Genomic DNA, 14,053 nt, shown 5'->3' on the forward strand with positions numbered 1-14,053 from the left:
CCATTGCAGGCGCTAAGGAACTAGAAGCCCTCCAGCTCCGCCATCAGATCATTCAACCGATCAACCTTCTCCTCGGTGATATCACTCGCCGCCAATCCATCGACGTACTCAGCCAACTCCTCCACCGTGCTGCACTCGAACATCGCCCGCAGCGGCACATCGCGTTGCAGGGTTTTCTGCACCCGCGAGGCGATCTGCGTGGCCAGCAACGAATGCCCGCCCAGCTCGAAGAAGTTGTCGCGTACACCGACCTTTTCGACCTTCAGCACCTCGGCCCAAATATCAGCCAACGTCTGTTCAAGATCATTGCGCGGGGCCAGATAATCCTGGCTCTGCAACAGGCCGATCTCCAGCTCCGGGAGGGCCTTGCGGTCGAGCTTGCCGTTGGCATTCAGCGGCATTTGCTCGAGCCACAACCAGTGCAGCGGCACCATGTACTCTGGCAGTTCGGCGCGCAGGCGCTGCTTGATCCGCTCCAGGCGTTCGCTCGGATTGAGTGCTGAATCGGCCGCAACCAGATAACCGACCAAGTGTTTACCGTTGACGCCCTCCTGCACAGCGACCGCGCCATCGCGCACTTCCGGCTGTTCATGCAGGCGCGCTTCGATCTCACCCAGCTCGATGCGATAACCGCGAATCTTCACTTGGTGATCGACCCGGCCGACGTACTCCAGCACACCGTCACTGCGACGCCGCGCCAAGTCACCGGTGCGATACAGACGCTCGCCCGGCGCACCGAACGGGTTTGGTACAAACACCGGCGCCGTACGCAACGGATCGCTGACATAACCGCGCCCGACGCCGGTCCCGGCAACACACAACTCACCCACTGCGCCCAACGGCACCAGTTCCAGCGCGCCATCGACCAGGTACAGCAAGTTGTTGTCGGTCGGCGTGCCGATCGGCAGGTAACTGCCGCGCGTCGAGGCCATGTCGACGCGGAAGAACGCCACGTCGTCCGAGCACTCCGCCGGGCCGTACGCATTGACCAAACCAATGTCCGGATAACGCAGCAGCCATTGGTGCGCCAGCTCCGGCGGCATTGCTTCACCGGTCGGCAGCATCCAGCGCAAGCCATCAAGACTCAGGCGCTCCGAGGCGAGCATGCCCTGAATCAACGAGGGCACACTCTCCAGCACGGTGATGCCCTGCGCTTGCACATGCACCAGCAAACCTTGCGGATCGTGGGCGATGGTGTTCGGCACGATGTCCACTCGCGCTCCGAACAACGGCGCGGCAAGGAACTGCCAGACCGAAATATCGAAGCTTTGCGAAGCGGTCTGTGCAATCACATCGGCATCACTCAGATCCAAGTACGGCACCTTGCTCAACTGGTTATTGAGCATCCCGCGCTGCTCGACCATCACGCCTTTCGGCAGGCCGGTGGAGCCCGAGGTGTAGATCACGTAGGCGAGGTTGTCCGGGCCGCTGTAAATGCCCAGGTTCTGCGCCGAAGTCGCTGCCGCCTGAATCTCCTCCCACACCAGCAAGCGCGGGCGATTGGCGCAGCTGAATTCATCCAGCAAAGTCTGCGCTTGTTCAAAGCATGCTTTGGAGCAGACCAGCACCGGCGTGCGACTCAGCTCGATGATGCGTTGCAGACGCTGGCTCGGCAGGCCCGGATCCAGCGGCAGATAACCCGCGCCGGCCTTGAAGCTGCCGATGATCATGCCGAGCAGATCAAGGTTACGTTCGCCGAGCAAGGCCACCGGTTGATCCATCTGCACACCGGCGGCGATCAGTGCATGACCGAGACGGTTGGCGTTGTGGTTCAGCTCGACGTAGCTCTGTTGTTGATCAAGGCACGTAGCGGCAATCCGTTGCGGATGCGCAGCGACCTGCGCTTCGAACAGCGCAACGTAGCTTTGCTCCAGCGGATAATCGTGGGCACTCTGGTTGCAACCGTGCAGCAGGAAGTCCTGTTCCTCTGTGCCTAGCAGCGGCAGATCGGCCATGTCGCCATGGAAGCCATCGACCAGCGCCAGCAGCAGACGTTTGAACTCGCCGAGCATGCGTTCGATGGTCGATTCGTCGAAATAACGCTGGTCATACGACAGGTGCAGACCGAGGTCATCGCCTGGGTAACACACCGCCGTCAGCGGGAAGTTGGTGTGCGTACGGCCCGAGTCCGAAGTCGCATTCAAGCTCTGCGCATGATCGAGTACCGAAACTTCCACCGGGGCGTTTTCGAAGACAAACAGGCTGTCGAACAGCGGCTGGCCTTTCGGCAATTCGCTCTGTTCCTGGATGTTCACCAGCGGCAGGTATTCGTACTCGCGCAGTTGCATGTTGCTGTCGAGCAAACCACTGAGCCACTGACGCACGCTGCTGCGCTGATCGTCCTCAGGCATTTTCACCCGCAGCGCGATGCTGTTGATGAACAGGCCGACAGTTCGCTGCATTTCCGGCATGTCCACCGGGCGCCCGGCCACGGTCACACCGAAGAGCACGTCACGATCGCCGCTCAGGCGCCGCAGGACCAAGGCCCACGCCGCTTGGGCGAAGGTGTTGATGGTCAGTTGATGGGCCTGCGCCAGTTCCCGCAGACGCGCCCCGTCCTCGACATTGAGGCGGGTGTAGCGGTCGCCGACGACCATGCCGCCGCTTTCACCGGCATGTTCACGCAGGAATGGACGGTCGCTCGGGATCGGCGTGGTGCGCTCAAACCCTTGCAGATTGTGCTGCCACCACTGCCGCGCCTCGGCCAGGCTCTGACGTTGCAGCCAGCCAATGTAATCACGATAACGCGGCGGCACGGCGAGTTGCGTTTCACGGTCCTCACCCAGTGCGGTGTAAATCTCGAAGAAGTCGTTCATCAGCAACGAGCGGCACCAGGCATCGATGAGGATGTGGTGGTTGCTCATCATGAACCAGTAACGCGCCGCGCCGACCTTGATCAGGCGCAAGTGGAACGGCGCCTGATTGAGCAGATCGAAACCGGCCTCGCGCTCGCTTTTCAGCAGGGCTTGCAGCTTCGGTTCCTGCTCGTTTTCAGCAATGGCGCTCCAGTCCAGATATTCGATTGGCGTACGACCCGGCGTATGAATCACTTGCAGCATGTCTTCGCCGACGTTCCAGCAGAACGAGGCTCGCAGCGCTTCGTGACGGGCGACCACCGCTTGCCAGGCCTCAGCGAAACGCTGCGGGTCGAGTTCGCTGTTGATGCGGTAGCGATCCTGCATGTAGTACAGGCCAGTGCCCGGTTCGAGCAAGGTGTGCAGCAACATGCCTTCCTGCATCGGCGTCAGCGGATAAACGTCTTCGATGTGCGCGGCCGGCACCGGCAAGGCATCGAGTTGCGCCTGAGTCAGTCTGGCCAGCGGGAAGTCCGATGGCGTCAGGCCGCCGGCCTCGTCTTGCAGGCAATGGGTGATCAGGCTTTGCAGTTCACCAAGGTAGGCGTCGGCCAGATCGTTGATGGTTTGCGCGTCATAACGCTCGGCGCTGAAGGTCCAGCGCAGGAGCAATTCACCGCCGTAAACCTGGCTGTCGATGCTCAACTCGTTGGGCAATGGCGCCTGCGGATCGTGGGCGCCACCGACCGGCTCGTCCAGCGGACGGAACAGCGCATCACTGCCGAAGCTCTGGTCGAACTGGCCGAGGTAGTTGAAGGTGACCGGCGCATGCGGCAGCGCGGCCATGCTGCGCTGGCTGAGGTCATCGGCGAGATAACGCAGCACGCCATAACCGAGGCCTTTGTGCGGCACCGCGCGCAGCTGCTCCTTGATTGCCTTGATCGAAGCGCCCTGCCCCGCAGCTTCTTCGATGTTGTGCGGGGTCAGACGCAGCGGGTAAGCGCTGGTGAACCAGCCGACGGTGCGGGTCAGGTCGATCTCGTCGAACAGGGTTTCGCGGCCATGACCCTCCAGTTGAATCAGCGCCGACGGTTGACCGCTCCAGCGGCACAACACTCGGGCCAACGCCGTCAGCAGCAGGTCATTGACCTGCGTGCGATAGGCCGCCGGAGCCTGTTGCAATAACTGTTTGGTGTGCTCGGCATCGAGGCGCACGCTGACGGTTTGTGCGTGACGATTCTGCTGGCCGCCCTGTGGATTTTCGCAGGGCAGATCAGCGTTCGGCCCGGCCAGTTGGGTCTGCCACCAGTCGAGTTCTTCGCGCAGTGATTCGCTGCCGGCGTAGGCCTGCAAACGCGCAGCCCAGTCCTTGAAAGAGCTGGTTTTCGCCGGCAGTTTTACCGCTTGTTCGGCGTCGAGTTGGCGATACACGGTTTGCAGATCGTCGAGCAAAACGCGCCACGACACGCCGTCGACCACCAAGTGATGAATCGCGATGAACAGGCGTTGCTGACCTTCAGGGCCGTCAACCAGCAGGGCACGCAACAACGGACCTTGCGCAAGATTCAAGCTGCGTTGGGCATCAGCGAACAGCGCTTCGCACTTGTCCATCGACGCGACGCGTACTTGCCAGAGAACAGCAACGTCGGACACCGGTTGATGCGTGGCTTGCCACTCAGCATTGGCTTCGGTGAAGCGCAGACGCAAGGCGTCATGCTGCTCAATCACCGCCAGCAGCGCCTGCTCCAGACGATGCGGTTCCAGCGCCACAGTTGGCTCCAGCAACAACGCCTGGTTCCAGTGCTGACGTTCAGGGATTTCCGTGTCGAAGAACCAATGTTGAATCGGCGTCAGGGCCGATTCGCCAGCCACCAGGCCCTGCTCGGCCGTCACCTGCTCGGTACGACTGGCTACAGCGGCCAAAGTCTGTACGGTCTGATGCTGGAACAGATCACGCGGGCTGAAATGAATACTTTGCTGACGCGCACGGCTGACCACTTGAATCGACAGAATCGAATCGCCGCCGAGTTCGAAGAAGTTGTCGTTGAGGCCGATCTGTTCGACGTTGAGCACCTCGCACCAGATCTGCGCCAGGGTCTGCTCCAGTTCGTTACTCGGCGCGACGTAGTCCTGACGATTCAACTCAGGATCCGGCGCCGGCAAGGCGCGGCGGTCGAGTTTGCCGTTGGCGGTCAGCGGCATGCTCGCCAGCAGAATCAGGTGGGTCGGCACCATGTAATCCGGCAGTTGTGCCTTGAGGTGCGCCTTGAGGGCGTCGCGCAGTTCAGCCTGACGGGCTTCACTTTGCTCAGCAACTTCGGTGACCAGATAGCCAACCAGTTGTTTGCCGCTCGGGGCATCCAGTGCGAGCACCACGGCTTCACGGATCGAATCGTGATCAAGCAGACGCGTTTCGATTTCGCCCAGTTCGATACGGAATCCACGGATTTTCACCTGATGGTCGATTCGTCCCAAATATTCCACCAAACCATCGGCACGCTGGCGCACCAGGTCACCGGTGCGATACATGCGCCCGCCATCGGTGGCGAACGGGTCAGCGACAAAACGCTCGGCGGTAATGCCCGGACGGTCGTGATACGCCTGCGCCAGACCGGCCCCACCGACGAACAACTCACCGGTCGCACCTTGCGGTACCAATGCCAAATCGGCGTCGAGAATGTACGCGACACGCGCGCCAATCACGCTGCCAATCGGCACGCTGCCGGCGCCCTCGTCCAGCACCTCCGGCGCCAGACTGGCCAGCGGCATGACCACGGTTTCGGTCGGGCCGTAAGCGTTGAAGAACATCGCCGGTTTGAACGCCGCGCGAATCCGTTGCAGGTGTTCACCGGTCAGCGCTTCGCCGCCGGTAATGATCATCCGCACCGGCAAGATTTCGTTTTGCGTTGAGAGGAACTGCGCCAACTGGCTGCCGTAGCTCGGGGTGAAACCAAGCACGTTGATTTTATACGTGCGGATCAAACCGCAGATTTCTTCCGCGTCCCACTGACCCTGCGCACGCAACACCACCTGCGCGCCACTGAGCAACGGCACCAACAGACGCTCGGTCGCCGCGTCGAAGTTGATCGAATAGAAATGCAGTTCGCAGTCGTCCGGGCGCATGCCGAAACGTTCGATCACGGCTTGGCAGTGCATAGCAATTTCACCGTGGGAGACCACCACGCCTTTCGGTTTACCGGTCGAACCCGAGGTGTAAATCAGGTACGCCTGATGCTGCGGCAGACTGATAAACGGCAGCTCGCTGGCCGGGTAAGCGGCGAGTGCCGCGCTGTCGTCTTCCAGACACCAGCGCGCCACACTTGGCGGCAGATCGCCGAGAGCTTTGAACATGGCGCGATCACTGAGCAGCAGGCCGATGCGGCTGTCTTCGATCATGTAATGCAGACGGTCGAGCGGGTATTCCGGGTCTAGCGGCACGTACGCACCGCCGGCCTTGAGAATCGCCAGCAGGCCGACGACCATTTCCAGCGAACGCTCCAGCGCCAGGCCAACGCGCACTTGCGGGCCGACACCGCGCTCACGCAAGGCCCAGGCCAGACGATTGGCGCGGGCGTCGAGTTCGGCGTAGTTCAGGGTCTGCCCGGCGAAGGTCAGGGCCGGCGCGTCTTTGCGCGCCAGCGCCTGTTCGGCGAACAGGTGATGGATGCACTGATCGAGACGATGCTCACCCGACTCGATGCCGAGGCTATCGAGCAGGTGCTGTTGCTCAGGCGCATCGAGCAGCGGCAATTCACTGAGGCGCTGTTGCGGATCGGCGATCAGCGCTTCGAGCAGATTGCGCCAATGCTTGGCCATGCGCGCGATGGTCGGCTCGTCGAACAGATCGGTGCTGTAAGTCAGGCAGCAACCGAGGCGATGGTCGAGGTCGGTGACTTCCAGGTTGAGGTCGAACTTGGTCGCTCGTGCATCGTTGGCCAGGTACTCGACGGTCATGCCAGCGAGCATGCGGCTCTGCTGGAATTCCCAGCGCTGCACGTTGCACATCACCTGAAACAGCGGGTTGTACGCAGCGCTGCGCGGCGGTTGCAAGGCTTCAACCAGATGATCGAATGGCAGATCCTGATGCGACTGGCCTTCGATCACGGTGTGACGCACCTGCTCGAAGAGTTCGCCGACCGACATCATGCCGTCGAGCTGGCAACGTAGCACTTGGGTGTTGAGGAATGCACCGATCAGCCCTTCACTTTCCGGGCGAATGCGGTTGGCCACCGGCGCGCCAATGCGCAGATCAGTCTGGCCGCTATAGCGGTAAAGCAGCGTCGCGAGTGCGGCGGTCATGGTCATGAACAGGGTCAGACCGTTTTGCGCGTTGAACGCACGAACCCGCGCGGCGAGTTCGTCGCTAAGGTCGAAACGGAACAGCTCACCCTGATGGCTTTGCACTGGGGGACGCGGACGGTCACCCGGCAATTCCAGCAGCGGATGTTCACGACCGAGTTGCGCGGTCCAGTAGTCGAGTTGGCGCTGACGCTCGCCGGATTCCAGCCAGTTGCGTTGCCAGACGCTGTAGTCGAGGTACTGCACCGGCAGCGGCTCAAGCGGCGAATCACGGTCATCGACAAAGGCTTCGTACAGCGCACTGAGTTCTCGGGCGAAAATATCCATCGCCCAGCCTTCGGTGACGATGTGGTGCAGAGTCAGGACAAAGTAATGTTCGTGCTCGGCAGTCTTCACCAGACAGGCGCGCAGCAGCGGGCCGGTTTCCAGATCGAACGGCAGATGAGCTTCGTCATCGGCCAGTTGCTGAACCTTTTGCTCACGCACATCGGCGGCAAGTTTTGAAAAATCCTTCCAACCCATGCGCACACCGGTTTCGCCATGCACCTGCTGACGGGCGACGCCGTCGACGCTCGGGAACGTGGTGCGCAGGGTTTCGTGGCGCAGGATCAGCGCTTGCAACGCCGCCTCGAAACACTCGACATGCAACACGCCGCGCAGGCGCGCCATGCCGCCAACGTTGTACGCCGGGCTGTCCGGCTCCATCTGCCAGAGGAACCACATGCGCTGTTGCGAGTACGACAACGGCACCGGTTGGCTGCGATCAACCTTGTCGATCGGTGGCTGTTTGTTCGTGCGACCGCTGGCCTGGATCAGGTGGATCTGTTCGGCAAAATCACCGAGTTCGCTGTGTTCGAACAAGGCGCGCAACGGCAGCTCGACGTCGCAGGCCTGACGAGTACGCGAGATGATTTGCGTGGCCAGCAGCGAGTGGCCACCAAGGGCGAAGAAGTCGTCGCGCAGACCGACTTGAGGCAGACCGAGCACTTCGCGCCAGATCGCGGCGATCTGCTGTTCAAGTGCAGTGACCGGTTCGACGTGTTCACGCACTTGCCATTGCGGCTCGGGCAAGGCGCGGCGGTCGAGTTTGCCGCTGGGGCTGAGTGGCATGGCGTCGAGACGCATCAGTTGCGCCGGGACCATGTATTCCGGCAGCTCGGCGGCCAGCGCGGTTTTCAGGCGAGTGTTTTGTTCGTCGTGATCTTCGCTGGCATCGGTGGCGGTGAAGTAGCCGATCAATTGCGCGCCGGCAGCGGTTTCACGCACCAGGACCACGGCTTGGGCGACGCCGTCCTGGGCGAGCAAGCGTGCTTCGATTTCTTCCGGTTCGACGCGAAAGCCACGCAGTTTGACTTGCTGATCGAGACGGCCGAGGTATTCGATCACGCCATCGGAGGTCCAGCGCGCACGGTCACCGGTACGGTACAAACGGGCGCCCTGCTCACCCAATGGATCGACCACAAAACGTTCAGCGGTCATCGATGGACGACCAAGGTAACCACGAGCCAGGCCGATACCGCTGATGCACAACTCACCCGGCACGCCTGCCGGCACTGGATTGAGATCGGCGTCGAGCACGCGGCAGATCACGTTGCCCAGCGGACGACCAATCGGCGAGCGCTCACTATCGGCAGTGGTGCAATGCCAGTGGGTGACGTTGATCGCGGTTTCGGTCGGGCCGTAACGGTTGTGCAGTTGCACCGCTGGCAGTTGCGCGAGGACGCGGTTGCGCAGTTCGGCGGGCAGCGCTTCACCGCCAGAGAATACCCGGCGCAGGCTGGTACATTCAGTGCTCAGTGGTTCGTCGATGAACAGCGAGAGCAATGGCGGCACAAAGTGCAGCGTGGTCACGCCATAGGCCTGAACCAACTGGGCGATGCGATGCGGATCGCGATGTTCGCCGGGGCCGGCAATCAACAGACGCGCGCCGGTGATCAGTGGCCAGAAGCATTCCCACACCGACACGTCGAAACTGATCGGTGCCTTTTGCATCAGCACATCGGTTTCATCGAGGCGGTAGGTGTTCTGCATCCATTGCAGACGCTCGGCCAGTGCCGCGTGGGTGTTGCCGACGCCTTTCGGTTGGCCGGTGGAACCCGAGGTGTAAATCACGTAAGCGAGGTTGTCGCCGTGCAGGTGCAAGCCCGGTGCCTGGCTCGGCCAGTTTTCCAAGTGCAACGCGTCCATGGCGATGACACTGACGCCATCGCTGGCCGGCAAGCGGCCGAGCAATTCGGTTTGGGTCAGCAGCAGTTCGACGCTGCTGTCGCTGAGCATGTAAGCCAGGCGATCCGCCGGGTAATCCGGGTCCAATGGCACATAGGCGCCGCCGGCCTTGATGATCGCCAGCAGGCCGATCAGCAGTTGCGGCGAACGCTCGGCGGCGATGGCCACGCAGACATCCGGGCCGACGCCTTTGTCGCGCAGATAATGCGCAAGGCGGTTGGCTTGCGTGTGCAGTTCGGCGAAATCGAGGCTGCCACCGTCCCACACCAGCGCGGTGCGTTCCGGGGTCAGGCGCGCCTGTTCATTGAGCAGTTCTGGCAGCCATTGTTGCGCCGGGGTGCATGGCGCAACGCCCCAGTGTTGTTGCTGATCGTGCTCAGTGGCGGTCAGCAGTTGCAGAGCACCGATGGCTTGCTCCGGACGTTCGCAGACGTCGCGCAACAGGTTGCTGAAATGCTCGGCCAGACGCTCGATGGTCGCCACATCGAACAGTTCGCTGGCGTAGTCGAACGACAGGGTCAGGCGACCGTTACGGTCTTCTTCGCTGTGCAATTGCAGGTCGAACTTGGCTTCGCGGCTGTGCCACGGCAGTTCTTCGGCGAGCAGACCCGGCAGACGTTTGAGCGCACTCAGATCACGTTGCTGGTGGTTGAACATGACCTGGAACAGACCTTGTTCGCGGGCCTGCGGGAAGGCTTCGAGGAGTTGTTCGAAGGGCAGATCCTGATTCGCCTGGGCACCGAGTGTGGCGTTGCGGGTCTGGGCCAACAGCGCAACGAATGACAGGCGCGAATCGATCTCTGCTCGCAGCACTTGGGTGTTGATGAAGAAGCCGATCAGGCCCTGGGTTTCCAGGCGTGGACGGTTGGCGTTCGGTACGCCGATGCGGATGTCGCGCTGACCGCTGTAGCGATGCAGCAGGCTCTGGAATGCCGCGAGCAACAGCATGAACGGGGTCGATTGCTGAGCCTGTGCCGTGTTACGGATCGCATCGCTGAGGCTCGCGCCCAGACGCACGGAGTGACGTGCGGCGCTGTGAGTTTGTTTGGCGGATCGTGGGTAATCGGTGGCCAGCTCCAGCGCTGGATGCTCGTCGCCCAACTGCGCTTTCCACCACGCCAGTTGCCGCGCGCTCTCGCCTTGCGCTAGCCATTGACGCTGCCAGCTGCCGTAGTCGGCGTACTGGGTTGGCAATGGCGCGAGGTTGGCTGTCGCTCCTTGCGAAGCAGCGGCGTAAAGGCGCGAGAATTCGTCGATCAATACGTTCAGGGACCAGCCGTCGGCAATGATGTGGTGCAGCGTCACCAGCAATTGGTGATCTTCGTCGTCGAGACGCACCAGCGTCACCCGCAGCAGCGGACCTTTTTCCAGGTCGAACCGGGTGCGTGCTTCGCCTTCGCGGATTTGTTGCGCACGGGCCTCGCGCTCGGGCGCCGGCAAGTCGCTGATGTCGATCAGTTGCAGGTTGAATTCGGTGCCGGCAATCACTTGTTGCAGAGCCACGCCGTCGCGCTCGAAGAAACGCGTGCGCAGGGATTCATGGCGCTCGATCAGTTGCTGGAAGCTGGCATGCAAGGCGTCTTCGTCCAGTTCGCCGCGCAAACGCAGGGCACCGGGAATGTTATAGGCGCTGCTCTGTGGGTCGAGTTGCCAGGTCATCCACAAACGGTTTTGTGCCAGCGATTGCGGCATCGGCTCGCTGCGCGACAGTGTGGTGATTGCACCTTGGGCGCTGCCGCCGTCCTGCTGCTGTTGCGCAACGGCTGCGGCGAACGCTGACAGGGTCGGTGCTTCGAACAACAGGCGCAGGTTCAGCTCAAGCGCGAGCTCTTCACGCACGCGGGCGACCACCTGCGTAGCGGCGATCGAGTTGCCGCCGAGCAGGAAGAAGTGATCGTCGGCGTTGACCTGTTTGACGTTGAGTTGCTCAGCCCAGATCTTGCCGATCAAGCCCTCAAGTTCTGAGGCGCTGGTGACTGCGCCCTGGCTTTCAGCGGTGCTCGACGGGAACACCGCGTAGCTGTCGAGGCTGCCATCGGCCAGACGATTGCGGCACGCCGAACGCTGCAATTTGCCACTGGAAGTTTTCGGCAAGGCGCCGGGATTAAGCAGCACCACCACGCTCGGGGCTTCCTGAAAAGCCTCAGCCACGGCTTGGCGAATGGCTTTGATCAACGCCTCCGGCGGGAGGATTTTCTGCACGCTGCGGCTGATTTCCGCCGCAATGCCGATGCCCTCCTCGCCATCCTGATTGACCGCAAATGCAGCGACGCGACCCTTGCGCACCACTTCCACTTCGTTCTCGACCGTTTTTTCGATGTCCTGTGGATACAGGTTGTGGCCGCGCACGATCAGCATGTCTTTCAGGCGTCCGGTGATGAACAGCTCACCGTCGCGCATGAAGCCCAGGTCGCCGGTGCGCAGCCAGGTGCGGCCGGCGTGCTGGACGAAGGTCTTGGCGCTCGCTTCAGGATTGCGCCAGTAGCCGTGGGCGATGCTCGGGCCTGCGGCCCAGACTTCGCCGACCGCGTTGTCGGCGAGTTCGACGAGTGTCTTTGGCTCGACGATCAGCACCGCGTGTTCCGGTTGGCTGATACCACAACTCATGATTGGGCTGCCATCGCCCGGCTCGGCGCGGTTTTGTGCCAGCGCCTGATCGTCCACCCGCAGTGCCGGGATACCGGTGCCGCGCGGGGTGCCGGCGACGAACAGCGTGGCTTCGGCCAAACCGTACGAGGCCATGAAGCTGTGCTCACTGAAACCGCATGCGGCGAACTTCTCGGCGAAGCGCTCCAGGGTGTCGAGACGGATTGGCTCGGAACCAGAATAGGCCACGCGCCAGCGACTCAGATCGAGACGTTCCAGCGCCGACTCGCTGACCCGTTCGCTGCACAAGCGATAGGCGAAGTCCGGTCCGCCGCTGATGGTGCCGCCGTATTCGCTGATCGCTTCCAGCCAGCGCAATGGCCGACCGAGGAAGTACGCCGGCGACATCAGAATGCATGGCACGCCGCTGAAAATTGGCTGCAGCAGACCACCGATCAAACCCATGTCGTGGTACAGCGGCAGCCAGCTGACGATGACATCATCAGGGTTCACGTCGATGCCGAAACCGTGACGGATCAGGAGTTCGTTGGCGACCAGATTGCCGTGGCTGACTTGCACGCCTTTGGGCAGTGCAGTCGAACCGGAGGTGTATTGCAGGAAGGCGATGTGGTCTTGCGGCAGGCTCGGTTCAACCCAGTTTTGCGCCAGTGTCTTGTCGAGAGTGTCGACACACAACAACGGCGGCGCACCCTCAATCTGCTGCAAGGCGTCGCGCAGGTCGGCGCTGGTCAGCAGCAGACGCGGTTCGGCGTCGGCAATGATCGACAGCAAACGCTCCTGATGGTGACGGCGCGCGGATTCCGGCGGATAGGCCGGCACTGCGATCACGCCGGCGTATAGGCAGCCAAAAAATGCCGCGACGTAATCCGGACCGCTGGGAAACAGCAGCACCGCACGGTCGCCGAATTCAGCGTCAGCCTGCAACGCGGCGGCGATCATGCGTGCGCGCTCATCCAGCTGACGATAACTGAGTACCACAGCCTGCTCTTCGTTTTCGGCGAGAAAACGCAAGGCCAGTCGATCCGGCGTCAGGGCCGCGCGGCGCTGGAGGGCTTGGACCAGGGTGCTGGGTAGTTCGAACGCGTCGGTCATGAGGTTTCCTGCCTGAATTCGGCTTGCTAATGGAATCGGGTTTGCTGCGTCACGCCCCTCGAAGGGCATGCAGGGCGCGGTCTGTGCCGACCGCGCAAGGCTGCGGAATGCGGTGTGGCCGGGGTTGTGCACCGGGAACCATTCACCAATGAGAACGGATGACGTCTTGAAATAATTAGTCGGCAGGCTGGATCGCCAATGGGGCCGGGGTGTGGCGGCGTGTCGCAGTTCTCAGAACGCACCTTTGTGGCGCATTACTTCTCTTTCTCAATTGACAATCATTATCATTCAACATAATTTGTCGCTCGATGTGTAGGACGCCCCCATCCCCCAAGGCGTCCCACGAACCTATTTGGCAGCAAGGTGATTTCCATGACGGAACAAGTATCCACAAGCAAGTGCGATTCACCGCTACTTCAGGCATTCGTCGACAATCGACTGATTCTGGTCAAGATTGCAGCCCGCATTACCGGCTGCCGGTCGCGCGCCGAAGATGTGGTGCAGGATGCGTTTTTCCGACTGCAATCGGCGCCACCGATCACGTCGTCGATCAAGGCTCAACTGAGCTATCTGTTCCAGATCGTGCGCAACCTCGCCATCGATCATTACCGCAAACAGGCGCTTGAGCAGAAGTACTCCGGCCCTGAAGAGGAAGGGCTGAATGTGGTCATCCAGGGTGCTTCGCCGGAAACCTCGCATATCAATTTCTCGACCCTGGAAAACATCGCCGACGCGCTGACCGAACTGCCCAGCCGCACGCGCTATGCGTTCGAGATGTACCGCCTGCACGGCGTGCCGCAAAAGGACATTGCCAAGGAACTGGGTGTTTCGCCGACCCTGGTCAACTTCATGATTCGTGATGCACTGGTGCACTGCCGCAAGGTCTCGGGCAGCCGTCAGGATGCGGTAGCCGTGGGTCGTCGCTGAGACCGCGCCGACAGATAAAAAAGATCGCAGCCTTCGGCAGCTCCTACATGGAAATGCATTCCTCTGTAGGAGCTGCCGAAGGCTGCGATCTTTTGCTTTTAAATGAC

General features: G+C 61.5%; 2 protein-coding genes. One reads left to right on the forward strand and one right to left on the reverse strand.

Translation table 11 applies throughout. The annotated features are described in order from the left end of the window. Window positions 1–20: 20 nt before the first annotated feature. Window positions 21–13,019: a non-ribosomal peptide synthetase gene (locus tag ACOYXH_RS16440; RefSeq protein ID WP_460409812.1), complete on the reverse strand. Its 12,999-nt coding sequence runs from the start codon at window positions 13,017–13,019 to the stop codon at window positions 21–23. Window positions 13,020–13,391: 372 nt separating this feature from the next. Between ACOYXH_RS16440 and ACOYXH_RS16445 the strand changes: the two genes are divergently transcribed. Further along, on the forward strand, window positions 13,392–13,946 hold the full coding sequence (locus tag ACOYXH_RS16445; RefSeq protein ID WP_095048423.1) for an RNA polymerase factor sigma-70: 555 nt from the start codon (window positions 13,392–13,394) through the stop codon (window positions 13,944–13,946). Window positions 13,947–14,053 lie beyond the last annotated feature (107 nt).

Source organism: Pseudomonas sp. Mb7, assembly GCF_054790525.1.